This window comes from Streptomyces sp. ADMS (genome assembly GCF_033441795.1).
Lineage (GTDB): Bacteria > Actinomycetota > Actinomycetes > Streptomycetales > Streptomycetaceae > Streptomyces.
This window is the reverse complement of the sequence record NZ_JAVFVX010000028.1, coordinates 1-24,618: the sequence shown is the minus strand read 5'-3', so window position 1 is coordinate 24,618 and position 24,618 is coordinate 1. Positions and strand designations below refer to the sequence as shown.

Annotated in this window: 24 protein-coding genes and 1 riboswitch; of the genes, 7 read left to right on the top strand and 17 right to left on the bottom strand. The window is 70.4% G+C overall.

The window, feature by feature from the left end; genetic code table 11:
- Positions 1-125 precede the first annotated feature (125 nt).
- Genes RB628_RS14825 through RB628_RS14815 form a run of 3 tightly spaced genes read right to left on the bottom strand, consistent with a single transcriptional unit; the run spans position 126 to position 2,045 of the window.
- Complete coding sequence (locus RB628_RS14825; RefSeq protein ID WP_318320873.1) at positions 126-896, bottom strand: DUF3710 domain-containing protein; 771 nt, start codon at positions 894-896, stop codon at positions 126-128.
- A 1-nt stretch (position 897) separates the two neighbouring features.
- Positions 898-1,449, bottom strand: a complete 552-nt coding sequence (dut, locus tag RB628_RS14820; protein WP_318320914.1) for a dUTP diphosphatase — start codon at positions 1,447-1,449, stop codon at positions 898-900.
- 11 nt (positions 1,450-1,460) lie between these two features.
- Entirely contained in the window at positions 1,461-2,045 is a 585-nt protein-coding gene (locus RB628_RS14815; protein WP_318320872.1) for a PaaI family thioesterase, read from the bottom strand.
- 58 nt (positions 2,046-2,103) lie between these two features.
- Between RB628_RS14815 and RB628_RS14810 the strand changes: the two genes are divergently transcribed.
- The gene (locus tag RB628_RS14810; RefSeq protein ID WP_318320871.1) at positions 2,104-2,580 is read left to right on the top strand and encodes a DUF3093 domain-containing protein; all 477 of its coding nucleotides are present in this window, start codon (positions 2,104-2,106) and stop codon (positions 2,578-2,580) included.
- 108 nt (positions 2,581-2,688) lie between these two features.
- Here the strand turns inward: RB628_RS14810 and RB628_RS14805 are convergent, their stop codons facing one another.
- From RB628_RS14805 to RB628_RS14790, 4 genes are all read right to left on the bottom strand, one after another.
- Positions 2,689-3,612: a hypothetical protein gene (locus RB628_RS14805; protein WP_318320870.1), complete on the bottom strand. Its 924-nt coding sequence runs from the start codon at positions 3,610-3,612 to the stop codon at positions 2,689-2,691.
- A 13-nt stretch (positions 3,613-3,625) separates the two neighbouring features.
- Positions 3,626-3,922, bottom strand: coding sequence for a DUF4193 domain-containing protein (locus RB628_RS14800; RefSeq protein ID WP_003997302.1), 297 nt, complete (start codon positions 3,920-3,922; stop codon positions 3,626-3,628).
- Between the two features lie 393 nt (positions 3,923-4,315).
- The gene (locus RB628_RS14795) at positions 4,316-5,560 is read right to left on the bottom strand and encodes a HAMP domain-containing sensor histidine kinase (RefSeq protein ID WP_318320869.1); all 1,245 of its coding nucleotides are present in this window, start codon (positions 5,558-5,560) and stop codon (positions 4,316-4,318) included.
- 15 nt (positions 5,561-5,575) lie between these two features.
- A complete protein-coding gene (locus tag RB628_RS14790; protein ID WP_318320868.1) occupies positions 5,576-6,229 on the bottom strand; it encodes a response regulator transcription factor in 654 nt (217 codons plus the stop codon).
- Between the two features lie 433 nt (positions 6,230-6,662).
- Between RB628_RS14790 and RB628_RS14785 the strand changes: the two genes are divergently transcribed.
- Positions 6,663-6,836: a hypothetical protein gene (locus RB628_RS14785; protein WP_318320867.1), complete on the top strand. Its 174-nt coding sequence runs from the start codon at positions 6,663-6,665 to the stop codon at positions 6,834-6,836.
- A gap of 168 nt (positions 6,837-7,004) precedes the next feature.
- On the opposite strand, the gene RB628_RS14780 is transcribed toward RB628_RS14785, so the two are convergent.
- Together RB628_RS14780 and RB628_RS14775 are read right to left on the bottom strand one after the other, a co-directional pair.
- Complete coding sequence (locus RB628_RS14780) at positions 7,005-7,820, bottom strand: inositol monophosphatase family protein (protein WP_318320866.1); 816 nt, start codon at positions 7,818-7,820, stop codon at positions 7,005-7,007.
- Between the two features lie 8 nt (positions 7,821-7,828).
- Positions 7,829-8,956, bottom strand: a complete 1,128-nt coding sequence (locus RB628_RS14775; protein WP_318320865.1) for a ferrochelatase — start codon at positions 8,954-8,956, stop codon at positions 7,829-7,831.
- Between the two features lie 150 nt (positions 8,957-9,106).
- On the opposite strand from RB628_RS14775, the gene RB628_RS14770 reads away from it, so the two are divergent.
- The 3 genes from RB628_RS14770 to sepH all read left to right on the top strand — a co-directional run bounded on the left by RB628_RS14770 (position 9,107) and on the right by sepH (position 13,050).
- Positions 9,107-10,345, top strand: a complete 1,239-nt coding sequence (locus RB628_RS14770) for an MFS transporter (RefSeq protein ID WP_318320864.1) — start codon at positions 9,107-9,109, stop codon at positions 10,343-10,345.
- Positions 10,305-11,633, top strand: a complete 1,329-nt coding sequence (locus RB628_RS14765; RefSeq protein WP_318320863.1) for a D-arabinono-1,4-lactone oxidase — start codon at positions 10,305-10,307, stop codon at positions 11,631-11,633. Before RB628_RS14770 ends, RB628_RS14765 begins: the two co-directional genes overlap by 41 nt.
- A 406-nt stretch (positions 11,634-12,039) precedes the next feature.
- On the top strand, positions 12,040-13,050 hold the full coding sequence (sepH, locus tag RB628_RS14760; protein WP_318320862.1) for a septation protein SepH: 1,011 nt from the start codon (positions 12,040-12,042) through the stop codon (positions 13,048-13,050).
- Positions 13,051-13,170: 120 nt separating this feature from the next.
- Here sepH and RB628_RS14755 read toward each other — a convergent pair whose 3' ends face one another.
- Positions 13,171-14,022, bottom strand: coding sequence for a sulfurtransferase (locus RB628_RS14755; protein WP_318320861.1), 852 nt, complete (start codon positions 14,020-14,022; stop codon positions 13,171-13,173).
- A gap of 382 nt (positions 14,023-14,404) precedes the next feature.
- Between RB628_RS14755 and RB628_RS14750 the strand changes: the two genes are divergently transcribed.
- The gene (locus tag RB628_RS14750; RefSeq protein WP_318320860.1) at positions 14,405-15,208 is read left to right on the top strand and encodes a VOC family protein; all 804 of its coding nucleotides are present in this window, start codon (positions 14,405-14,407) and stop codon (positions 15,206-15,208) included.
- Between the two features lie 19 nt (positions 15,209-15,227).
- Here RB628_RS14750 and RB628_RS14745 read toward each other — a convergent pair whose 3' ends face one another.
- The 5 genes from RB628_RS14745 to RB628_RS14725 form a co-directional block, all read right to left on the bottom strand.
- Positions 15,228-16,511 (bottom strand): NlpC/P60 family protein, encoded by a 1,284-nt coding sequence (locus RB628_RS14745; protein ID WP_318320859.1) that lies wholly within the window; start codon positions 16,509-16,511, stop codon positions 15,228-15,230.
- Between the two features lie 310 nt (positions 16,512-16,821).
- The gene (locus RB628_RS14740; RefSeq protein WP_318320858.1) at positions 16,822-17,472 is read right to left on the bottom strand and encodes a thymidine kinase; all 651 of its coding nucleotides are present in this window, start codon (positions 17,470-17,472) and stop codon (positions 16,822-16,824) included.
- Between the two features lie 77 nt (positions 17,473-17,549).
- On the bottom strand, positions 17,550-18,740 hold the full coding sequence (locus RB628_RS14735; protein WP_318320857.1) for an alkaline phosphatase family protein: 1,191 nt from the start codon (positions 18,738-18,740) through the stop codon (positions 17,550-17,552).
- Complete coding sequence (locus RB628_RS14730; protein WP_318320856.1) at positions 18,740-19,327, bottom strand: DUF5998 family protein; 588 nt, start codon at positions 19,325-19,327, stop codon at positions 18,740-18,742. The genes RB628_RS14735 and RB628_RS14730 overlap by 1 nt, the downstream gene beginning before the upstream one ends.
- A gap of 40 nt (positions 19,328-19,367) precedes the next feature.
- Positions 19,368-22,262, bottom strand: a complete 2,895-nt coding sequence (locus RB628_RS14725; protein ID WP_318320855.1) for a GNAT family N-acetyltransferase — start codon at positions 22,260-22,262, stop codon at positions 19,368-19,370.
- Between the two features lie 179 nt (positions 22,263-22,441).
- Here RB628_RS14725 and RB628_RS14720 point away from each other — a divergent pair, with 179 nt between their 5' ends.
- Entirely contained in the window at positions 22,442-22,723 is a 282-nt protein-coding gene (locus tag RB628_RS14720; protein ID WP_100575907.1) for an HPr family phosphocarrier protein, read from the top strand.
- 171 nt (positions 22,724-22,894) lie between these two features.
- Here the strand turns inward: RB628_RS14720 and RB628_RS14715 are convergent, their stop codons facing one another.
- Both RB628_RS14715 and RB628_RS14710 read right to left on the bottom strand, forming a co-directional pair.
- A complete protein-coding gene (locus RB628_RS14715; RefSeq protein WP_318320854.1) occupies positions 22,895-23,590 on the bottom strand; it encodes a GntR family transcriptional regulator in 696 nt (231 codons plus the stop codon).
- Positions 23,591-23,778: 188 nt separating this feature from the next.
- On the bottom strand, positions 23,779-24,552 hold the full coding sequence (locus tag RB628_RS14710) for a M23 family metallopeptidase (protein WP_318320853.1): 774 nt from the start codon (positions 24,550-24,552) through the stop codon (positions 23,779-23,781).
- Between the two features lie 12 nt (positions 24,553-24,564).
- Positions 24,565-24,618: riboswitch (cyclic di-AMP (ydaO/yuaA leader) on the bottom strand. This riboswitch is flagged as partial in the annotation.

Below are 24,618 nucleotides of genomic sequence, written 5' to 3'. Positions count from 1 at the left end.
TCGTCAAAAGGGACGGGAAGCGGTCCGACGTGCGTCCTTGACGCATCCCTGACGTACCGGCGAACGCGGCACGGGCCGCACTCCTCGGTGCAGGAGTACGGCCCGTGCTGTGCAAAGTGATGCGGCTAGCGAACCTCGGTGATCTCCGGTCCGCGCTGCAGCTGGCCCATGCCGCCACCGAAGCGGGAGCCGGCCTGCTCTTCCTGCTGGACGCCCTCGGGCACCATCTGAGCGTCGTTCGGCAGCTTCAGGACGATCGGGTCGCGAGGTGCCATCGGCCCCTCGCCACGGACGACGACCGTGTCCCTGAAGATCTGCTCCAGCAGACCGGCGGCCTGCGGCTGCACGGCCCCCTGCCCGGAGATGACACCCCGCAGGAACCACCGCGGACCGTCCACACCGACGAACCGCACGACCTGGAAACCGCCCGTGCCGTCCGGCAGTTGCACCGGAACCTGCGCACGCAGCTCCCACCCGAGCGGCCCTTCGACCTCGTCGACGATGCCACCCTGCTGGGTGATGCCGCTGGCGATCTCCTCGCGCACCTCGCCCCAGATGCCCTCGCGCTTGGGCGCGGCGAAGGCCTGGAGCTGTACGGCGCTGTCGCGCAGCACGACGGTCGCCGCGACGATCGCGTCGCCCGCGACCTCGACCCGCAGTTCCATCCCGTCGACCCCGGGCACGAACAGTCCGCCGAGGTCCACACGGCCCTCGCTGGGCTCGCGCACCTCGGTGTCGTCCCAGGGCCCGTCGGGGCGGGGCTCCGGCTCCAGCCGGACGCGCCCACGCCCGCCCGCTGCTTCCTCGTCCGCCTCAGAGTCGACGCTGTCGACGACCTGCTCGGCCTCGCCGGCCGCGTCCTCGGCGGCACCCTTCTTCTTGCGACGTCCGAACACGTCACTGTCCTTCCCGGTCGGATACGACCGATGCGTATCGATTCCCACCCGTTGTGCCGCTTACTGCGGCCTGACCGCTGTGACCGCTCGCACCGCCCACCGAGGCGTGACCACCGGTGGACCCGAAGCCCCCCTCGGCCCGCGCCGAGCCGGGAAGTTCCGCGACCTCCCGGAAGCGGACTTTCTCGACCTGCTGGACGACCAGTTGGGCAATCCTGTCGAAGCGCTCGAATCGCACGGGTTCGTGCGGGTCGAGATTCACCACGATCACCTTGATCTCCCCACGGTACCCGGCATCAACCGTCCCCGGGGCATTCACCAGAGCTACACCGCAGCGGGCCGCGAGACCCGAACGAGGGTGCACGAAGGCCGCGTACCCGTCCGGGAGCGCGACAGACACCCCGGTGGGCAGAACGGCCCGTTCTCCGGGCGCCAGTTCACACCCCTGAGTCGTTCGCAGATCGGCACCGGCGTCGCCGGGCTGCGCATACGCCGGAAGCGGTACGTCCGGATCGACGCGGCGGATGAGAACGTCCAGGGGCTCAAGGCCCATGGGGGCGGGGCTCACGGGTTCACCTCGAATGCGCGGGCGCGCCGGACCTGGTCCGGGTCGCTCATGGCGGCCTGGATCTCCTCCGGGCGGCCGTTGTCGATGAAGTGGTCGACCTTGACCTCGATGAAGAGGGCGTCGGCGCGCACCGCGACGGGCCCGTCGGGGCCACCGATGCGTCCGGTGGCCGTTGAGTAGATCTTCCGCCGGGCCACGGCCGTGACCTCGGCCTCCAGGTACAGCAGGGTGCCGACGGGCACGGGCCGGACGAACTCGGTCTCCAGCCGTCCGGTCACCGCGATGGTGCGCAGCAGCCAGTTCAGCGAGCCGAGCGTCTCGTCCAGCGCACTGGCGAGCACCCCGCCGTGGGCGAGGCCTGGGGCGCCCTGGTGGGCCTCCCGCACGGTGAACTCGGCGGTGACCGTGACCCCGTCCCCGGCACGCGCGGCGAGGTGCAGCCCGTGGGTCTGGTCGCCGCCGCATCCGAAACACTGTTCGTAGTGCGCACCGAGGAGCTCTCCGGGCGCGGGCGCGTCCGGGTGCCGCACGGGCGCCTCGGCGTCGGCGGGCGGGTTCAGCGCTGCGGAAGTACCACTCACAGCCGCAGACCTTACCCGCGAGTCGGCCGTCGGCGGACACCGTGCCAAGCTTGGCTCCATGCTGCTTTCCGCCTCCCCCTACGAAGAACGCCTCACGGCTCCCCGCTCCTGGTGGCTGATCTCCTTCCTGGTCGGCGTCTCCTTCGCCCTGATCCTGCTCCCGTTCGGCACGCTGCCCCTGCTCGGCGGCCTGGTGGGCGGCACGGCGGCGGCCTCGGTGGCGGCGAGTTCGTACGGCTCGGTCCGCATCCGGATCGTGGGCGGCGCGTTGATCGCGGGCGAGGCGAAGATTCCGGTGACAGCCCTGGGCGAGGCGGAGATCCTGGACGCGGAGGAGGCCCGCGCCTGGCGCACGCACAAGGCCGACACCCGCGCCTTCATGCTCCTGCGCGCCTACATCCCCACCGCGCTGCGTGTCCAGGTCACGGACCCCACGGACCCCACCCCTTACCTGTACCTGTCGACGCGGGAACCCGACCAGCTGGTGGCGGCGCTGGAGTCGGCGCGGGCGGCTGCCACGCGCGACGCGGGCTGAACCGGGCGGAGCGGCGGCTCGGCGCGCGTCGGCAAAATCTTGCGCGGCGGCGGGCAAAGACTTGCCCGCCGCACCTGCGCCCGAGGGTGTCCATGCCCCCGCAGGCCGTTATGTCCCGAGTTCCTTCGGGCCGTCCCCGAGGTCCAGGGCGTCCACAGGCGGCTCCAGCGGGGGCAGCTCCGGGAGACGGTCCCAGGGGACCTGGAGTCCACGCAGGTCCTTGCGGATGCGTTCCGCGAGTTTCCTGGTGTCGCGCCGGTTCATGACCGCGCCCACGGCGGCGCCCACCATGAACGGGATCAGGTTGGGCAGGTTCCGGACCATCCGCTTCATGATCTGCTGGCGCAGTTCGCGCTTCATCTGGCTGCCGAGGGCCGAGTTGATCGTCGACGGCTTCGTCACGTCGATCCCGCGCTCACCCGACCACGAGTTCAGGTACGTGGCGCTGCGCTGCTTCAGACTGCCCGGCGGCCGTACGCCGTAGACCTCGTACAGCTCGGCGATCAGTTTCAGCTCGATCGCGGCCACACCGGTGATCTCGGCGGCCAGCTCGGTCGGCATGGCCGGCGGCACCGGCAGCATCGCCGCCGCCCCGACGCCCGCCCCGACGGTCGCCGTCGCGCTCGCGGCGCCGGCGACGAGCTTGTCCGCAAGCTGTTCGGGCCCGAGGCCCGGGAACTGTCTGCGAAGGGTGGCGAGGTCGCGTACGGGGATACGCGGTGCGTTCTCGATGATCCGGTCGGTGAGGTACGCCAAGCTCGCCCTGGCCCGGCTGCCGCCCTTGCGGACGCCTTCCCTGGCCTTCTCCCGGATCGTGTCCGTCCGTCGCCCGGCGACGGGTGCGGAAGGCTCGGCCGACACCGGGAGGTCAACCCCGTGGCCGGCCGGCCTGTCGGCCGGTTCGAGCGAGGCCGATCCTGTACCGGATGAGCCCCGCTCGTCGTCACGCATACCGTGAGGGCCGTCCGGCGGCCCCTGGTCCGCTCCCCGCATGGGGAAGCGGCGCTTCCAAGGAGGGGTCGAGCCAGTCACGGCCGACCCTGCCTCAGTCGCAGTCGCGGCAGATCGGCTGACCGTTCTTCTCGCGGGCCAGCTGACTGCGGTGGTGCACCAGGAAGCAGCTCATGCAAGTGAACTCGTCCTGCTGCTTGGGCAGCACCCGGACGGCCAACTCCTCGTTCGAGAGGTCCGCTCCGGGCAGTTCGAGGCCCTCGGCGGCCTCGAACTCGTCGACGTCAACGGAGGAAGTCGACTTGTCGTTCCTCCTGGCCTTCAGTTCTTCAAGGCTGTCCGAGTCGACGTCGTCGTCGGTCTTGCGTGGGGTGTCGTAATCCGTTGCCATGTCGCGCTCTCCCCCTCTGGGTGTCTGCGGTGTCTCAGCGCAGGTAACGCGTGAGAGGCCGGACTTGTGCCCGACCTGAGGCGGAGATTTTGCCTCACATCAAGGTCTGTTACTCAATCGACACCCAACCGACCCCCTCAAGAGAGATCGGCATGGATGGCGATCGGGACCGTACACGGTCCGAATGCCGCACTTCAAAGGCCCCCACCGTGTACTTCCCGTGATCAAGACCCCCGAAAACCCGGATTTACCGGGCCTTACGACGGCTTTCATGATCACGGAGAGTAGATGGCCGGAAATTCGCCCTTGTGATCGATCACACACGAGGCCGCCGGGAGAGTACCCCGGAAATTCCGCGCAAAGCGAACATCCTCGCGTGTCGGCGACATGATCTCAGATCGGCAGGGCGACTCGCATCACGAGCCCACCCCCCTCACGTGGCTGGGCCGAGATGTGACCGCCGTGAGCACGCGCCACAGAGCGCGCGATCGACAGTCCGAGGCCCACACCCTTGTCGCTGCCCGTACGCTCCGTACGCAGCCGCCTGAAGGGCTCGAAGAGGTTGTCGATCTCGTACGCAGGGACCACAGGACCCGTGTTCGAGACAACCAGCACCGCCTGCCCGTGCTGGACCTCTGTGGTCACCTCGACCCAGCCGCCCTCCGCCACGTTGTACCGCACCGCGTTCTGCACGAGGTTCAGCGCGATCCGCTCCAGCAGTACGCCGTTGCCCTGGACGACCGCGGGATCGCGCTTCCCACCGAACTCGACCCCCTTGGCGTCGGCCTCGGCATGCGTCTGGTCGACGGCCTGGGTGGCGACCTCGGCGAGGTCGACCGGTTTGCGCTCGACGATCTGGTTGTCGCTGCGGGCGAGCAGCAGCAGGCCCTCGACAAGCTGCTCACTGCGTTCGTTGGTGGCCAGCAGGGTCTTGCCGAGCTGCTGGAGCTCCGGCGGCGCCGCCGGGTCGGACAGATGCACCTCAAGAAGCGTGCGGTTGATCGCGAGCGGCGTTCTCAGCTCGTGCGAAGCGTTGCCGACGAACCTCTGCTGGGCGGTGAACGCCCGCTGAAGACGCTCCAGCATGTCGTCGAGGGTGTCCGCCAGCTCCTTCAGCTCGTCATCGGGGCCGTCCAGCTCGATCCGGCGGGACAGGTCCGAGCCGGCCACCGCACGGGCGGTGCGGGTGATCCGGCCGAGCGGCGTCAGGACCCGGCCGGCCATGGCATAGCCGAAGGCGAAGGCGATAACGGCGAGGCCCAGCAGCGTGAGCAGGGAGCGGCTGAGCAGGTCGTCCAGGGCATGCTGCCGCAGCACGTCGTTGCACACCTTGAGCGCGGCGTTGCGCTGTTCGTCGTTGGTCGCGGCGTTCAGCACCGGGCACGTCTCGCTGGTGATGCTGACGCCGCTGCCAGAGATCTCGAAGGACTGGGTGTTGCCTCCGCGGATGGCCTGGGCGGCCAGCAGATAGATGATCGACAGCAGCAGGATGCCGGCGATCAGGAACATGCCGCCGTAGAGCAGCGTCAGCCGTATGCGGATGGTCGGGCGCAGCCAGGGCAGCGGCAGCTGCTGTGGCTTCCTCGGGTCCCAGGTGGGCTTCGGAGGTGCCTTCGGGGGGACGGGTGTCGTCGCCATCGAGTTCTCAGAGTCTCAGATCCGGTAGCCGGAACCCGGCACAGTGACGATCACGGGAGGCTCACCCAGCTTGCGGCGCAAGGTCATCACCGTCACGCGTACGACGTTGGTGAACGGGTCGGTGTTCTCGTCCCATGCCTTCTCCAGGAGCTGCTCCGCGGAGACGACCGCGCCCTCGCTGCGCAGCAGCACCTCCAGGACGGCGAACTCCTTGGGCGCGAGCTGGACTTCCCTGCCGTCGCGGAAGACCTCGCGGCGGTTCGGGTCGAGCTTGATCCCGGCACGCTCCAGGACGGGCGGCAGCGGCAGACTCGTACGCCGGCCGAGGGCACGCACGCGTGCCGTCAGCTCGCTGAAGGCGAAGGGCTTGGGGAGGTAGTCGTCGGCGCCGATCTCCAGCCCCTCGACCCGGTCACTGACATCTCCGGAAGCCGTGAGCATCAACACGCGCGTGGGCATGCCGAGTTCGACGATCTTGCGGCAGACGTCGTCACCGTGCACCAACGGCAGGTCGCGGTCGAGGACGACCACGTCGTAGTCGTTGACGCCGATTCGTTCCAGGGCCGCCGCACCGTCGTACACGACGTCGACGGCCATGGCCTCCCGGCGCAGTCCGGTGGCCACCGCATCGGCGAGCAGCTGCTCGTCCTCGACGACGAGTACGCGCACGTCGTTTGTCCTTCCTCGGGGTCGCCGGCGGGCCGGTACGGCACGTTGGCGGAATCTGTTCGTGTGGTCAGGCCTCCATCCTGCCGCTTTCGCCCGTAAACCGGTTGTAAGAGGGCTCCGGACGATCACCGTATGACGCCTTGCCGGGCGGCCGGAGTCGCTCCCGTCCCGCCGGAGGGAAGAATTCTTGGTGGGTTGAGGTTTCCCCGGAAAGGAGCGGGGGGAGGACGGTTTTACACCCCGCGATCACCCTCTGCGTGTGCCATGACACCTAGTGGCACAACGAACCGCTTTCCGCAGAGCGGGCGTGGGTGTCCGGCACCGTCGCCGCCCGGCAGGGCAGCGCTGGGCACCCAGTTGGAGACGTGATCGCCCCTTCCGAACGGCACACCCCCGTGCCATCGACCCACGACCCAGGACGAGGGGGCGCAGCATGGACGCATTCACCGCAGGACTTCTGCAGCGCATAAGGGCGACCGAGACCGACCTGACGCGGGCTCGCGACGAGGGCGACGACTTCCTCGTCGAGGTGGAACAGGCCGAGCTCGACGACCTGCGCCGCCTAGCCGCCGAACACGGTGTGGAGGTCGGCGCGGCCAGCGTCTGATCAGCCCGTAGAAGAGAAAAAGGGAGCCCCGGCATCGATCCAGTGCCGGGACTCCCTCTTTTTTTGTTCGTTCGCCTCCGGGACGCCAAGGCTCTCTCACGCCCGGAGGCCTGGGGGGGCGGTGGGCCTTGGTGGGCCCGCGCCGTTGGCTTCGGCGGCTGGTGTCGGTCAGTCGTGCCAGGCGCCGAAGTCCTCCAGGAGGCGCTGGAGGGGTTCGAAGACGCCGGGGGTGCCCGCGACCGTCAGATCGCGTGACGGGCGCTCTCCGGGGCGTCCACCTGTCTGCGCGCCCGCTTCTCGGGCGATCAGGTCACCCGCCGCGACGTCCCAGGCGTTGAGACCCCGCTCGTAGTAGCCGTCCAGGCGGCCCGCCGCCACGTCGCACAGGTCCACCGCCGCCGAGCCGCCGCGCCGGATGTCACGCAGCAGCGGGATGAGCTGCCGGGCGACCTCGGCCTGGTGTGCCTTGACCTCTGTGACGTAGTTGAAGCCCGTCGACACCAGTGCCTGCTCCAGGGGCGGGGCCGGGCGGACCGCGAGCCGGCGTTGGCCCTCCCAGGCCCCGGTGGCCCAGGCTCCCCCGCCGCGCACCGCGTGGTACGTCTCGCCGCGCATCGGCGCCGCGACCACACCGACGATCCGCTCGCCGTCCTGCTCGACCGCGATGGAGACGGCCCAGGTGGGCAGCCCATACAGGTAGTTGACCGTACCGTCGAGCGGGTCGATGACCCAGCGGATGCCGCTGGTGCCCTCGCTGGAGGCACCCTCCTCGCCGAGGAAACCGTCGTCCGGACGGTGGTCGGCGATCACGTCGGTGATCAGCTTCTCCGCCGCGATGTCCATCTCCGTGACGACGTCGATGGGGCTGGACTTGGTGGCGGCGACCGTGAGATCGGCCGGCCGGCCGTCCCGCAGCAGCTCTCCCGCACGGCGGGCCGCCTCCTGGGCGAGCCGGAGCAGTTCGGGCAGCAGGGGGTCGGTCACAGGAGTCCTCACGCGAACGGGCTGTCGGCGCCCGCGGCGGCGGGCCTGGGGGCACGGGACGGGCAGCAGCCCACCGGGCAGACGTCCCGGCTCGGGCCGAGTGCACCAAGGGCGCACGGCGTGACGTCCTGCCCGCTCTCGGTGGCGGCGCGCTCCAGGACGAGTTCGCGGATCGCGGCGGCGAAACGCGGGTCGGCGCCCACGGTCGCGGAGCGGCGCATCGGCAGGCCCAGTTCCTCCGCCTTCGCCTTGGCCTCCGTGTCGAGGTCGTACAGGACCTCCATGTGGTCCGACACGAACCCGATCGGCGCGATCACGACGGCCGGGACACCGGCTCCGTGCCGCTCGTCCAGGTGGTCGCAGATGTCGGGCTCCAGCCATGGGATGTGCGGGGCTCCGGAACGCGACTGGTAGACGAGCTGCCAGGGGTGGTCGACGCCGGTCCGCTCGCGCACGGCGTCCGCGATCAGCCGCGCCGTGTCCAGGTGCTGCTTCACGTAGGCCCCGCCGTCCCCGCGGTCCTCGACGGGCCCGGAGGTGTCGGCGGACGCTGTCGGGATGGAGTGGGTCGAGAAGGCGAGGTGCGCGCCGTCCCTGACGTCGTCGGGGAGCTCTTCGAGGGAGGAGAGCACACCCTCGATCATGGGCTCCAGGAAGCCCGGGTGGTTGAAGTAGTGCCGCAGCTTGTCGACCTCGGGCAGGTCGAGGCCCTCGGCCTGCAGGGCGGCCAGGGAGTCCGCGAGGTTCTCGCGGTACTGGCGGCAGCCCGAGTACGAGGCGTACGCGCTGGTGGCGAGGACGAGGATGCGGCGTCTGCCGTCCTGGACCATCTCGCGCAGGGTGTCGGTCAGATACGGGGCCCAGTTCCGGTTGCCCCAGTAGACCGGCAGGTCGAGGCCGTGGTCCGCGAAGTCCTTGCGCAGGGCGTCCAGGAGGGCACGGTTCTGGTCGTTGATCGGACTGACCCCGCCGAACAGGAAGTAGTGCTGTCCGACTGCCTTGAGGCGTTCCTTTGGGATACCCCGCCCGCGCGTCACGTTCTCCAGGAACGGAACCACGTCGTCCGGGCCCTCGGGGCCGCCGAAGGAGAGCAGGAGCAGGGCGTCGTAGGGGGTGGCGTCGAGCGCATCTCGCATGGTTCCGATCCTGCCACCCCCCTCTGACGGCCGGGATCCCGGCCCGCTTGGAAAATGTATGAGGGCACCTGACCCGTAAGCTGCCCTGGCTTCCTTCACACCTTACTCATGCGTCCGTCACGCCTTACCGGATCGACCGGAGTCTCCCCCGTGCCCAGCCCTTACAGCGCCCTGTTCGCCGCCCCCGGCTCCAGGCGCTTCACCGCCGCGGGGTTCCTCGGCCGGATGCCGCTGTCGATGATGGGCATCGGCGTGGTCACGATGGTCTCGCAGCTCACCGGGCGGTACGGGCTCGCGGGCGCGCTCTCGGCCACCATCGCCCTGGCGGCCGCGGTGGCGGGCCCGCAGGTCTCGCGCCTGGTCGACCGGCACGGACAGCGCCGGGTGCTGCGTCCCGCGACGCTCTGCGCCGTGCTGGCGTCGGCCGGGCTGCTGCTCGCCGCGCACTTCGAGTGGCCGGACTGGGTGCTGTTCGTGTGCAGCGCCGGCATCGGCTGCGTTCCGAGCGTCGGCGCGATGACCCGGGCGCGCTGGGCGGCCCTGTACCGGGACACCCCGCAACTGCACACCGCGTACTCCTTCGAGTCCGTGGTGGACGAGATCTGCTTCATCTTCGGGCCGATCATCTCGATCGGTCTGTCCACGGCGTGGTTCCCGGAGGCGGGTCCGTTGCTCGCCGCCTGTTTCCTGGCGGTCGGCGTCTTCTGGCTGACGTCCCAGCGCGACACCGAGCCGAAGCCGCATCCGCGCACGCGGCACAAGGACGGCTCGGCACTGCGCGCCCCCGGTCTCCAGGTCCTCGCGGTCACCTTCGCGGCCACCGGGGCGATCTTCGGGGCCGTCGACGTGGTCACCGTCGCCTTCGCCGAGGAACGGGGTCATCAGGGCGCCGCGAGCGTCGTACTGGCCCTCTACGCGGCGGGCTCCTGCGTCGCAGGAGCCGTGTTCGGGCTGCTGCGCCTCCCGGGAGCCCCGGAACGCCGGTGGCTGCTGGGCATATGTGCGATGGCCGTGAGTATGATCCCCCTCCTACTGGTCGGAAACTTGCCGTTTCTGGCCGTGGCGCTGTTCGTTGCGGGTCTGTCCATCGCTCCCACGATGATCACGACGATGTCCCTCATCGAACAGCACGTACCACGCGCGCAACTGACCGAGGGCATGACCTGGGTGAGCACCGGGCTCGCGGTCGGCGTCGCGCTCGGCTCCTCCGTGTCCGGCTGGGTGATCGACGCCGCCGGTGCGAGCGCCGGGTACGGGGTTCCGGTGGCCTCCGGAGCCGTCGCGGTCGCGGTCGGTTTCCTCGGGTACCGCCGGCTGAGCAGGCCGGCTCCGCGTCGGGGAGGCACCGTTGAGCAGCACAGCGAGCGGCAAGAGCGGCACGTGGCGTAACTGGGCGGGCAACGTCACCGCCCGGCCCGCCCGGGAGGTCACGCCCGCTTCCGTGGAGGAACTGTCCGCCGCGGTGAGGAAGGCGGCCGAGGACGGCCTGAGGGTGAAGGCCGTGGGCACGGGGCACTCCTTCACGGCGGCCGCCGCCACCGACGGGGTGTTGATCCGTCCTCAGCTGTTGACCGGAATACGCAATGTCGACCGCGAGAACATGACGGTCACGGTCGAGGCGGGCACTCCCCTCAAGAGACTCAACATGGCCCTCGCACGCGAGGGCCTGTCGCTCACGAACATGGGCGACATCATGGAGCAGACGGTCTCGGGCGCCACCAGCACCGGCACGCACGGCACGGGCCGCGAGTCGGGCTCGATAGCCGCCCAGATCACGGCACTTGAGCTGGTGACGGCGGACGGTTCGGTGCTCACCTGCTCCGAGAAAGGGACCGAAGAAGAGCGCGCGGTCTTCGCGGCGGCCCGGGTCGGCATCGGAGCCCTGGGGATCATCACCGCGATCACGTTCTCCGTGGAGCCCCTCTTCCTGCTCACCGCCCACGAGGAGCCGATGACCTTCGACAGGGTCACCAGCGCCTTCGACGAACTCTGGGCCGAGAACGAGCACTTCGAGTTCTACTGGTTCCCGCACACGGGCAACACCAACACCAAGCGCAACAACCGCAGCGCGGGCCCGGAGAAGCCGGTCAGCCGGGTCAGCGGGTGGATCGAGGACGAGTTCCTCTCCAACGGCGTCTTCCAGGCGGCCCAGTTGGTGGGCCGGACCGTGCCCGCCACGATCCCGGCGATCGCCCAGATCTCCAGCAAGGCCCTGTCCGCGCGGACCTACACCGACATCCCGTACAAGGTCTACACGTCTCCGCGCCGGGTGCGCTTCGTGGAGATGGAGTACGCCGTTCCGCGCGAGGCCCTGGTGGAGACGCTGCGCGAACTCAAGGCGATGGTCGACCGATCGGACATGCGGATCAGCTTCCCCGTGGAGGTGCGCACAGCCCCCGCGGACGACATCACGCTTTCCACGGCCTCGGGCCGCGACAGCGCCTACATCGCCGTCCACATGTTCCGAGGATCGCCCTACCAGGCGTACTTCACCGCCGCGGAACGCATCTTCACGGCGCACGAGGGACGGCCGCACTGGGGCAAGGTCCACACACGGGACGCCCAGTACTTCGCCGGCGTCTACCCCCGCTTCGGGGAGTTCACTGCTCTGCGGGACCGGCTCGACCCTGAACGCCTGTTCCAGAACGACTACTTGCGGCGAGTTCTCGGCGGATAGCGAAGCAATTGGTTCCGTTTCTGATGTTTACGTGAACTGTGCTGCGCCCAAGGTCACGGAACCGGCGGGGGAACAGCCAACTCGCACTCCCCGGCAGGAATTGGGTGGCGCGCCAATCCACGCACGTGGCCCAAATGGAGTACTGTTACGAGCCCTGGGCCCGGTCTCCCGCCTGGGCGTCCAGGGCCTTCCAGGACCTCCGAGAGGGAGCTCGTTGCACAGGGTGACGGAGTTTGTCACTTAGCGTTGCGAATAGATAACCGTGGCATAACGGCGTTCCCGGGCACCCGCCCGACACGCCGGGCAACTCGGCAAGGTTGTGGCAGGCTGCACCCGGGCAGGCCACACTCGACTAGCGGAAGCAGCGACGCACGTGACGTCGGCAGGCACCACCCGGGAGGTCCCCATGCCCGAACTGCGTGTCGTGGCCGTCTCTAACGACGGCACACGGCTGGTGCTGAAGGCTGCGGACAGCACGGAGTACACGCTTCCGATCGATGAGCGTCTGCGCGCCGCCGTTCGCGGCGACCGTCCCCGCCTCGGCCAGATCGAGATCGAGGTGGAGAGTCATCTCCGCCCCCGCGACATCCAGGCACGCATACGTGCCGGCGCGTCCGCGGAAGAGGTGGCGCAGCTCGCCGGGATTCCGGTCGACCGCGTACGTCGCTTCGAGGGCCCCGTGCTGGCCGAGCGGGCCTTCATGGCCGAGCGGGCCCGGAAGACTCCGGTCCGTCGGCCCGGCGAGAACGCCGGTCCACAGCTCGGCGAGGCCGTGCAGGAGCGGCTGTTGATCCGTGGCGCCGAGAAGGACACCGTCCAGTGGGACTCCTGGCGCCGCGACGACGGAACCTGGGAAGTCCTGCTGGTCTACCTCGTGGCCGGCGAACCTCACTCGGCGAGCTGGACGTACGACCCGCCCCGGCGGCTCGTACAGGCCGTCGACGAGGAAGCCCGCTCGCTGATCGGCGAGTCGGACGACCTCGCGGCCCCCGAGCCCAGCTTCCCGTTCGTACCGCGCATCGCCCGGCTGCCGCGCGACCGCCCGGTGCTGCCTGCGCCGTCGGCCGAGCCCGCCGCCGAGGAGAGCGCGAGCGAGCGTGACTCGCTGACCAGCCTCTTGGAGGCGGTACCGAGTTTCCGCGGCGACATGGTCGTGCCGGAACGACCCTCCTCCACGGAAGCCCCGGAGGAACCGGCACCCGAAACCGAGGTGGAGGAGCCCCCCGCTCCCGCGGCCTCGGCCGGTTCCGCGTACGCGGACGTGCTCATGCCCCGTTCGGTCGGCGCCCACCGCGACCGTCTGGTCGGCGCCACCGACCGTCAGGCCGAGGCGGACGGCGTCCGCCCAGGCCGCAGAGCGGCGGTACCGAGCTGGGACGAGATCGTGTTCGGCACACGCCGGAAGAACAAGGAGTAGTCACCCGTACGGACTGTTCGTACGACTGTGGGGCCGCGCCCGTCCGGTGCGGCCCCACAGTCGTACACGTCCTGTTCGGGCGAACGACCCCACGGGGTGCCGACCTGTTGAGCCACCGGCCTACTGCGGACCGGGCCCCACGGCCACGGGCCGCGTCGGATCCCCCGACCATTCCGACCACGAGCCGACGTACAGCGCGGCCGGAATGCCCGCGACCGCCAGGGCCAGGACCTCATGAGCGCCCGAGACGCCCGAGCCGCAGTACACGCCCACCGCGGTCGTGTCCGCCGCGCCCAGTGCCTTGAAGCGGGCCGCCAGTTCGTCCGCGGGCAGGAAGCACCCGTCCGCCCCGACGTTCTCGTTGGTGGGCGCCGAGACCGCTCCCGGAATGTGTCCGCCGACCCGGTCGATGGGCTCGACCTCACCCCGGTAACGCTCCCCCGCACGCGCGTCGAGCAGCAGCCCGGAGCGGGCCAGCGCGGCGGCCCCGTCGGCGTCGAGGAGCCCCACGGCACCCGGCACCGGCGTGAAGTCGCCCTCGGCGGGCGCGGGTACGTCCGTGTCGAGCGCCCCCTCCCAGGACGGCAACCCGCCGTCGAGGACACGCACGTCCGGGTGACCCGTCCAGCGCAGCAGCCACCATGCGCGGGCTGCCGCCCAGCCCTGTCCTCCGTCGTACACAACGACCGGGACGCCGGACGAGACGCCCGCGCGACGCATGGCGGCGCCGAACGCCGCCAGGTCGGGCAGCGGATGCCGGCCGCCCGGCCCCGGCGCGGAGGCGAGCTCCCTGTCCAGGTCCACGAAGACCGCGCCCGGAAGGTGCCCGGACGCGTACTCGGCACGCCCGTCGAAGGGCGCCGCGCCGCCCCCGGTGGGCATGCTCAACTGCCAGCGGATGTCCAGCAGGACCGGCGGATGGGAACCGGCCAACTCGTTCACTAGTTCGGGTACGGAGATGATGGCGTTCATGGCTTCATCCTTGCGCACGGGGTGGCCGCGGCGGCCAGGTCGGGCTACTCTCCCGCCGGACAGGTTCGATCACCCGGCGTACGGGATCGGGCACATGCTGTACGACCGATGGACTCTCTGCGGCAATCGTGCGGAAACGGGTGGGACACGACGGTTCGGGCATGCTCAGGACGAGGACGTGCGGGGGTCGGCGCGGCCCGGGCACGCGATACCGCGGGTGGTGCGAGCATCGGCACGGAGCGTGCGTGCGCGCGAGACCACGGCACGGCACGACCGACGTACGGACGAAGTACACCGAACGACGGCATGCGGCAGGTCCGCCGACGCGGCGGACAGCGGAAGTGACACACGGCCACCGCGAGGGGTCGAGGAGAGAGTGACGATGACCGAGGCACGGGAGTCGGCCGGCCGGAGCAGCGAGGCGCCCGCCCGGCACGCGCCCGGCACACCCTGCTGGGTGAGTCTGATGGTGCACGGGATGACGGCGACCCAGGACTTCTACGGGGAGTTGTTCGGCTGGGAGTTCGAGCTGGGCCCCCAGCAGCTCGGCTGGTACGTACGGGCCCTGCTGGACGGTCGGGAGGTGGCCGGCATCGGCCAGCTGCCGCCGGACCTCCACCTCCCCGTCGCCTGGACGCCGTACCTCGCCTCGGACGACGTGGACCTGACGGCGGAGGCGGTCCGGCACTCCGGCGGCACCGTGGGGGTTGGTCCCCTGGACGCGGCCGAGGCCGGCCGGCTGGCGATCGCCTCCGACCCGATGGGGGCGGTGTTCGGCATCTGGCAGGCCGCCGCGCATCTGGGCGCGGGCATCACCGGCGTCCCCGGCACACCCGCCTGGAACGAGCTGGTGACCCGCGACTCGTCGAGCGTCGCCAAGTTCTACAAGACCGTCTTCGGCTACGAGGAAGAGCCCGCGGTGTCGGCGAACCTCGACTACGTCACCCTGCACGTGGAGGGCCGCCCGGTCGCCGGCATCCACGGCGTGGGCAACTCCCTGCCCCGCGACCGCGGGCCGCACTGGATGACGTACTTCGAGGTCTCCGACACGGACGCGGCGGCCACCCATGCCGTGGACCTGGGCGGCCATGTCGTCGAGCCCCCGCACGACAGCGCACACGGCCGCGTGACGACGGTGACGGACCCGGAGGGGGCAATGTTCTCGTTGATCCAGGGGGCCCGCTGACGGCCCTCCGGGAGGGCCCCTACGCGGGCCGCAGGACGCTGTGGATCGCCGCCTCGCCGGCGACGAAGATCGAGTCCTCGCGTACCGTCGCCCCCGGACGCGGGGCGTGCATCATCGTTCCGTCACCGACGCAGATGCCCACGTGACCGACATGGCCCGCGTCACCGTGGAAGAAGACCAGGTCGCCGGGGCGGATGTCGGCGAGGTTGATCGCCACGCCGGCACTCGCCTGCTCGTGCACGGCACGCGGAAGCGCAACCCCGGCGGCCTTCCAGGCGGCCTGGATGAGACCGGAGTTGTCGTAGGAACCCGGTCCCACCGCACCCCAGACGCACGGCCTGCCGATCTGCGCACGGGCGAAGGCGACCGCCTTCGATGCCTTCGCCCCGGACTCCTGGCCGAACGCGATGCCGAATCCGAATCCGGTGCCCGCGCTGGTGCCGACGCCCGGGAAGGGTTCGGTGGCGAAGTAGGCTCCCGTGCCGTAGGTCGTGTCCGTGACGGGGAACGGGTCGACGACGGGCAAGGGGGCCGCGGCGGGCAACGGGGCCGCCTCAAGGGGGAGTTCGGTGACGAGTGCGTAGTTCCCGTCACGGAGCGTGCCCGCGTAGAGGGGGGTACCCGCGTCGAGGGACACGTCCGTCCCCTGGCCGGGCGCCTGGGACTGCTGCCACATGTCGGCGGGCAACGAGTCGGCCGTCGGGAGTGGAGCGGCACCCATGGAAGGTGTCGGGAACCAACTGGGCTCGACGGGAAGCGTGCTGAGGCTTCCCGAAACTTCCTGCCGTGGTGCGGGGAGGGCCGGGAGCGCGGCCACGGGTCCGGTGGGCAGTTCGGCCACCGGCGCGGGCAACAGTTCGGCCACCGGCACAGGCGGCAGTTCGGCCATGGGCGCGGGCGACAGTTCGGCCACCGGCCCCGGGGGCAACGCGGCCATGGGCCTTGCGGTCAGCTCCGGCGCGGGACGGGCGGTCAGCTCGGCGGGAAGGCTCGCGGGGCGAGCGGGCCTGGCCTCGGGCGAGCGGGCCGGCCTTCTGTCGGGCGGCAGTGCCGTCGGCACGATCGGCCCCCGTTGGGCGCGTGCCGCGTCGAACCACGGTCGCGCGACCGCGTCGAGGGTGGGATCGGAGCTCCTCCGCGCAGTGTCGGGAGCCGGGGTGACGCGTCTGCGTATTCCCAGCTTCATCGCACGGGTGGCGTTGAAGGTCCCGGTGACACTCTCGGCCTGGTCGTAGAGGCTGTTGATCCGTTGCTGGACCTCCTCACGGCTCGGCCCATCGTCTCGGGTTCGTTCCGGCGCCATGCGGGACGAGCTCCTTCCGTGTTCCGACCCCGAGTCAACTGTCGGGTTCGAACAGCGACTTGGGAAGTCATGCGGAGGCAAACTTAACCGACTTGTGCGCTTCAAGTGAAGATTGAAGCGCGAAATGTCCGGTACGTACTTGTGACCTTCGTCGTATGGGGAGCAAAAAAGGGTTCGGACGGAACGTTCAGGGAAGGCGTAGGCACCGGCGTGACGGGCGGCGCGTCCGGAGAGCCGGCGACTTCCGGGGCGGCAGCTGACGCGGCCCGTCCTCCGACAAGCTCTGCACAGCCTGTTCGGCCGGCGTCTCTCAGGCAGGGCCGACCGGCAGGACGTCCGGCGAGAGCACTCCGGCATGGGCGGAAGCGCTCGTCATACGACGGCGATGGTGACGCCGGCACAGCACCTCGTAGCCGACCTCCGCGGAGAGGCTGCTCACATCGCCGACAACGACCTGCTCGCCTTCCACCACCATCTCGCCATCCACGGTGCGGGCGTTGTGCGTGGCACGCGCGCCGCACCAGCACATCGCCTCCACCTGGAGCGTCTCTATCCGGTCCGCCAACTCGATCAGCCGCCGCGACCCCGGGAAGAGCTTCGTGCGAAAGTCGGTGGTGATACCGAAGGCGTAGACGTCGAGCCGCAAGTCGTCGACCACGCGCGCGAGTTGGTCGATCTGCTCCGGCGCCAGGAACTGTGCCTCGTCCACGATCAGGTAGTCGACCCTGCCGCCCTGCGACACCCGGTCCACGACATAGCCGTACAGATCCATCCCCAGCACCGCCTCAACGGCGTCGGTCACCAGACCGAGCCGCGAGGAGAGCTTCCCCTCCCCCGCGCGGTCGTCCCGGGTGAAGATCAGCCCCTGTAGTCCCCTCGCAGACCGGTTGTGCGCGATCTGCAGCGCCAGCGTCGACTTCCCGCAGTCCATCGTTCCGGAGAAGAACACCAGCTCGGGCATGGGAGGTTGAGCACCTTTCGGCGAGTGAGGCGGAGGACGGGAAGAACGTCGGGCGAGACGGTCGGGGAGGACGGGCCTCAGGAGCGTACTTGCAGCAACGGGACCAGCTGTTCCGCAGGGGTCATCGAACCGTGGTTGCCGACCATCGCCGACTCCCTCGGCTCCAGCTCGGAGGCGACGATCAGAACGTCGTCCCGCGCTGCCGCGACCACGTCGCCGATCCGCGCGTACACGCGTTCGTCGACCGTCGGCCCGAACCAGCCCGCCGCGATCGCCTCGTCGCGTGAGGCCACCCAGAACTGCTCGCCGAGCACCTCGCGCCAGCAGGTCAGTACGTCGGCCTGGGCGCCCGGCACCGCGTAGACGTGCCGCGCACGGCCCTCACCGCCCAACAGCGCGACCCCGGCGCGCAGTTCCCAGTCCTCGTCGAAGTCGATGCGGTGCTGCTCGTCGAACGGGATGTCGATCATGCCGTGGTCGGCGGTGACATACAGCGCGGACCGCGGCGGGAGTTGTTCCGCCAGCCGCTGGACGAGCCGGTCGACGTACATGAGCTGACCGCGCCAGGCGTCCGAGTCGACGCCGAAGCGGTGGCCCTTGCCGTCCACCTCCGCGTAGTACGTGTAGACCAGCGAGCGGTCACCGGCGGCCAGTTGCGCCGCCGCGAGATCCATCCGGTCCTCGCCCGAGAGCTTCCCCCGGAACGTTCCGCCGCTGAGCGCGATCTTCGTCAGCGGGGTGTTCTCGAAGGTCGGCGAGGAGACCTGGGCCGTGTGCACACCGGCCTGGTGCGCCAGCTGGAACACCGTGGGGTACGGCTGCCACGCGCGCGGCTCCGTCCACGGCTGCCAGCGCAGCTGGTTCATCAGCTCGCCGGTCGCCGGATTGCGCACCGTGTAACCGGGCAGCCCGTGCGCGCCGGGCGGCAGCCCGGTGCCGACGGAGGCGAGGGAGGTCGCGGTGGTCGCCGGGTAGCCGGTGGTGATGGGGCGACCTGTGTCACCGCGCGAGCTGTGCAGGAGCGAGGTCATGAAGGGTGCCTCGTCCGGGTGGGCCTTCAGCTGCTCCCAGCCCAGTCCGTCGATCAGGAACACACAGTTCCGGTCGGCGGGCGCCAGCTCCGGAATCGTGGGGGACATTCCCGGTACGTCCATGCCGGCGGCCAGCGTGGGCAGCAGGTCGGCGAGCGAGCCCGTGCCGTAGTCCGGGACGGGGGCGGAGGAGACGGCAAGTGGTTCCGGGTGGTCCCAGGCGGTGGGCTGCGCCATCAGCGGGCGACGTCCGCGGTCGCCTCCGAGAGGGCCTGCGCGAAGACGAGGGCCTGGCGGACCGTCTCCGGGCCGTCACCTGCCTCGCTGACACGCAGGCTCAGGTCGTCCGCCGTCGAGCTGCCGGTGTAGCCGTGGTCCGCCTCGCAGTTGGGGTCCCCGCAGGCGGCAGGCTCCAGGTCGATGCGGGAGACGGCGCCCCAGCCGATGGTCAGGACGACCTCGCGGGGCAGCGTGCCCGGCGTGTACGACTCCGGGTTGGCGACGACCCTGCTGACGACGACGGACGAGATCCGGCCCAGCTTCACGGATTCTGTGGACGTGGTGGCGTACGGCGTCGGAGAGGTGGTGTCCTCAGCCTGCTCGTCGGTGTGGCTGACGATGAAACGGTTGCCCGTGAGGACGAGCACGGTCACGTGCCGACGCACCTCGTTCGCGTCGAATGTCGTCTCCTGGTGGACCAGGTACGACCGGATGGAGTCGCCGCCGATCGCGGCTTCCACCGCCTCGGCCACGAGGGCCGGGTAGTAGCCGCTGCGCTCGATCGCCGCTCGCAGCCCCTGGGTCGACGTACTGGTCTTGGCCATGTGCCCATCTTACGGGGGCCCACTGACTGCGAGGCACCGCTCAGTACACAGGAAGTGTCCTGGGACCCAGGTCGTCCCGGACAGGTGGCGGTGCCAGCCGCACCGACGCCCCGAGCACGCTCAGGCCCTGCTGCGCGACGACCACCGGCTCCAGGGACACCGCGATGACCTCGGGATGATCGTCGACCAGCCGCGACACCCTGAGCAGCAGTTCCTCCAGCGCCCCGGTGTCGACCGGCGCCGAGCCGCGCCAGCCGAAGAGGAGCGGCGCCGTCCGGATCGACCGGATCAGCGAGGCCGCGTCGCGGTCGGTGACCGGTATCAGCCGGTGCGCGATGTCCCCGAGCAGCTGCGAGGCGGGCCCGGCGAGCCCGAAGGAGAGCACCGCGCCGGCCGCCGGGTCGATGACCGCCCGTACAACGGTGTCGACTCCCCGCGATGCCATCCCCTGCACCACGGGCCGCACCTCGTCCGGGTCCCCGAAGAGGGCGGTCAGTTCCGCGTACGCCCGCCGCAGTTGCTCCTCGTCCGCGAGATCCAGGCGTACGCCGCCCAGGTCGGCGCGGTGCCGCAGGTGCGGGGCGGTGGCCTTGAGGGCGACGGGGTAACCGATGGTCCGCGCGGCGGCCGCGGCGGCGTCGGGGCTCGGGGCGGGCAGGGCCCTGCGGACCGGGATGCCGTACGTCCCGAGCAGCTCGTACGTCTCGTCCGTACCGAGGGTGAGCCCCTGCCCGCGCGCGAGGAGCCCGCCGATCAGCTCCGCGGCCCGCTTCTCGTCGATGTCCGCGTCGATGGACTCGGGCACCTTGCCGGGCTCGGCGGCCTCCCGCCGCCACTGCGCGTACTTCACGGCTTCGGCGAGGGCCCGCACGGCGCGCTCGGCGGCGGGGTAGGCGGGGATGAGACGGGAGCAGGATTCGGGGGCGGGCACAGGCGGGGATGCCGGTGCCCGCGGCGCCGGCGCGGGGCGCGGCCGTTCCGCCTCTGCCGTGGGCAGGCGTTCCGCAGCGCGGAACGGGTGGGCACCGTCGACAACACCGGATGCCGTTGAAACCGCCTGTGGTGCCGTACTCGCGGCAGCCGACAGCGCCTCCGCGAGCCCGCCGAGCTCCACGTGCACCACCAGCACCGGCTTCCCAGGAACCTCCGCCGAAGCCGACCGAAGCGCCTCGGCCAACGCGGCATCCCGGGTGGAAGCCTCCCCCACCGTGGGGATCGCGGTGACGACGACGGCATCGCATGTGTCGCCCGCCAACGCCTCCGACAGCGCCCGGTGAAAGTCCTCGGGCGACGCCCCCGTCGTCAGATCCAGCGGCGCCAGCGGCCGCAGCCCCTCGGAGAGGCACGCGTCGTAGGTCAGCAGTCCCAGCGACTCCGAGTTGCCCAGGATCGCCACCCGCGGCCCGGTCGGCAGGGGCTGGCGGGCCAGCAGCAACCCCGCGTCGACCAGTTCGGTGATCGTGTCGACGCGGATCACCCCGGCCTGCCGCAGCAGCGCGGACACGGTCGCGTGCGGCAACCGCGTGGCCCGTACGGCGTGCCCCTGCGGAGCGGCACCGCCGTGCCGCGCCCCCTGCACGACCACGAGCGGCTTGGCCGCCGCCGTGCGCCGCGCGAGGCGTGTGAACTTGCGCGGGTTGCCGATGGATTCGAGGTACATGAGAACGACATCGGTGTCCGGGTCGTCGTACCAGTACTGGAGCACGTCGTTGCCGGACACGTCGGCCCGGTTGCCGGACGAGACGAAGGTGGACACGCCCGTGACCCCCGTGACGCCTCCCCCGCGTCGGTGCAGCCGGGACAGCAGTGCGATCCCGATGGCCCCGGACTGCGCGAACAGGCCGATCCGCCCGGGCCTGGGCATCTGGGGGGCGAGCGACGCGTTCAGCCGGACGTCCTCCGCCGTGTTGATGACGCCGAAGGCGTTGGGGCCGATGATGCGCATCCCGTACGTGCGCGCGTGCCGCACGAGTTCACGCTGCCGCTCCCGCCCCTCGGGGCCGCTCTCGGCGTACCCGGCGGAGACCACGACAAGCCCCTGCACACCGTGCTCTCCGCACTCGGCGACGACGGCCGGAACGTACGCGGCCGGTACGGCCACGACCGCGAGGTCGACGGGGCCCTCGATGTCACGCACCGACCGGTGGGCCGGTACTCCGTCGATGGCCTGCTGCTCCTTCGGGAAGGCGTTGTTGACCGCGTGCAGCTCACCGGTGAAACCGGCCGCCCTGATGTGGTCGAGAACGCTGCGGCCGACGCCACCGGGGGCACGGCCGACGCCGACGACCACCACGGCACCCGGTGCGAGCAGCCGCCGTACGGAACGCGCCTCGGCCCGCTGCTCCCGCGCGCGTTGGACGGCGAGTGAACGGTCGGTGGGTTCCAGGTCGAACTCCAGGCGTACGACACCGTCTTCGAAGCTGCGCTTCTGGGTGTACCCGGCGTCCGTGAACACCTTGATCATCTTGCTGTTGGCCGGCAGCACCTCGGCGGCGAATCGGCGGATGCCGCGCTCGCGGGCGACAGCCGCGATGTGTTCGAGGAGGGCGGAGGCCACGCCCCGGCCCTGGTGCGCGTCCTGCACCAGGAAGGCGACCTCTGCCTCGTTGGCGGGACCGGAGGCGGGCAGTCCGTCGGCGTCAATGCGGTCATAGCGTACGGTGGCGATGAACTCGCCGCCGACCGTGGCCGCGAGCCCCACCCGGTCCACGAAGTCGTGGTGGGTGAAGCGGTGGACGTCCTTTGCGGACAGGCGCGGATAGGGCGCGAAGAAGCGGTAGTACTTCGACTCGTCCGACACCTGTTCGTAGAAGCTGACCAGCCGGTCGGCGTCGTCCGCCGTGATGGGCCGGATACGGGCGGTGCCGCCGTCGCGCAGCACGACGTCCGCCTCCCAGTGGGCGGGGTACTCGTGCCGGTCCGCCGAGTTCTGCATGCGCCCCAGAGTACGGCTCGCGTCCGACAACGTCGCGAGGCAGTCTGTGGGGAACCGAAGTCGGGCCCAGGCCGGGGTTCGAACGCGGTTCCGGGGCAGGTCTCGTCCTGCCTCCCGGCACGCTTCACGCTATGGAACAATGGTCTAGACAACCCTGAGACAGTGAAGGGCAGCATCACATGGCTGAGCGCCGCGTCAACGTCGGCTGGGCGGAGGGCCTCCACGCCCGCCCCGCCTCCATCTTCGTCCGTGCGGCCACGGCCGCCGGCGTCCCCATGACGATCGCCAAGGCCGACGGCAACCCCGTCAACGCGGCCTCCATGCTGGCGGTCCTCGGTCTGGGCGCCCAGGGCGGCGAGGAGATCGTCCTCGCCTCCGACGCGGAGGGCGCCGACGCCGCGCTCGACCGTCTGGCGAAGCTGGTGGCCGAGGGACTCGAGGAACTTCCCGAGACGGTCTGAGGAGCCCCGCGGGGCTCCTCTTTGATGGTGGCGGCGGACTCCCGCTCCAGAACACCATCTGCGCACGACGAAGGGCCCGCCCGAATATCGGGCGGGCCCTTCGTAATTCCCGATCACGGGCAGCAGAAATAGCCCCCGCGAATTCGACCCTCTTTGTATACGGCGCCCGTGTTAATGACGCAGACCCGTCATGTTTACGGGATGTTGCGAAGTTCTCACACGATCCGGGCGCTCCCCGCCGCCCGGAAAACGCAGCCGGTGCGCAATGGTCGCCCGCTCGGTGTGCAGCGCCGTGATCGCCCGCGCCCGCTCACCGTCACCGCGCGCCACGGCGTCCACGATCGCCCCGTGTTCCGCCCACGACTCGGCAGGGTTGGCCGGTGCCTCCACCGAGTACATCCAGGCGATCTTGTGCCGGAGCTGGGTGAGCGTCGCGGTCAGAGCGTGACTTCCGGAGGCCTGGGCGAGCGTCTCGTGGAACCAGCCCCCCAGGGAGCGCAGATCCTCACTGTTACCCCTCCGGGCCCGCTCCTGCCCCAGCCTGACCAGGCCCCGCAGCACCTTCAGGTGGGCCTCGGTACGCCGCTGGGCGGCCCGGGAGGCACCCAGCGGCTCCAGGAGCATGCGCATCTCCAGCAGGTCGGACGCCTCCTGCTCGGTGGGCTCCGCGACACAGGCGCCCGCGTGCCGCCGGGTCACCACGAAGCCCTCGGCCTCCAGGGTGCGCAAGGCCTCGCGGACGGGAACGCGCGAGACGCCGTACCGGCGCGCGAGCAATTCCTCGGTGAGCCGGCTGCCGCGCTCGTAGACACCGGCGACGATGTCGTCCCGGATCGCCGTGCATACCGAGTGCGCCGGAATACGCATGTCCGACCTCCGCTTTAATCCCCGTGAAACGTCGACGATTGACGTGTGTTCCGTGACTCTATTGCAGAGAACCGGAATTTCCGATGGCAGGCCGGAATCCATGGATATTTTTTGGACACACCACCCTCCAAAACGACGAAAGCCCCGACTCGGGGAGCCGGGGCCACGTCGCGTGGTGCGTGCGGTCGTCAGACGTTCACGCCGTGCGAGCGGAGGTAGGCGACGGGGTTGATGTCGGAGCCGTACTCCGCGGTCGTGCGGGCCTCGAAGTGGAGGTGCGCACCGGTGACGTTGCCGGTGGCCCCGGCGAGGCCAATCTGCTGGCCCGGGGTGACCGTCTGACCGACGGAGACGTTGATGGACGACAGATGACCATACTGGGTGTACGTACCATCAATCATCTTGATCACGATGTTGTTGCCGTAGGCGCCGCCCCACCCCGCCTCGACGACGGTGCCGGAGCCCACCGAGTGGACGGAGGTGCCGGACGCGGCATGGAAGTCGACACCGGTGTGGCTGCCGGAGGACCAGACGGCACCGCCCGTCTTGTAGCCCGTGGAGACGTACGAGCCGCTGATCGGGGCGACGTAGCTGTTGAGGCGCTTGCGCTCGGCCTCACGGGCGGCGCGGGCCTCCGCCTCGCGCGCCTCCTTGACCCGCTTCTCCGCCTCCTTCTTCGCGGCGGCCACGGCCCGCTTCTCGGCGGCGGCCTTCTCGGCGGCCAACTCCTGGGCGGCGGCCTGCGCGTCTATCTGCTCGGCGAGTGACTCACCGAGAGAGATCACCGGGGTCAGGCCGGTCTGCTCGACGGCGGACTCCGCCGCGAGGGCCGGGGCGGCGAGAGTGCCGACGACGCCGGTGGTGGCGAGGGCCGCGACTCCGGCCGCGCGGGCGGTCGTACGGCTGACAAGGCTGGGGCCGCTGGGACGACGGTGCTTCCCGGTGGCGCGGGTGAACGCCATGTAGTGGCTGGTCCTTTCCTTCCTTCTCGCCTACCGGGTTAGCTGACGGGTTCGGAGCAGGAAGGT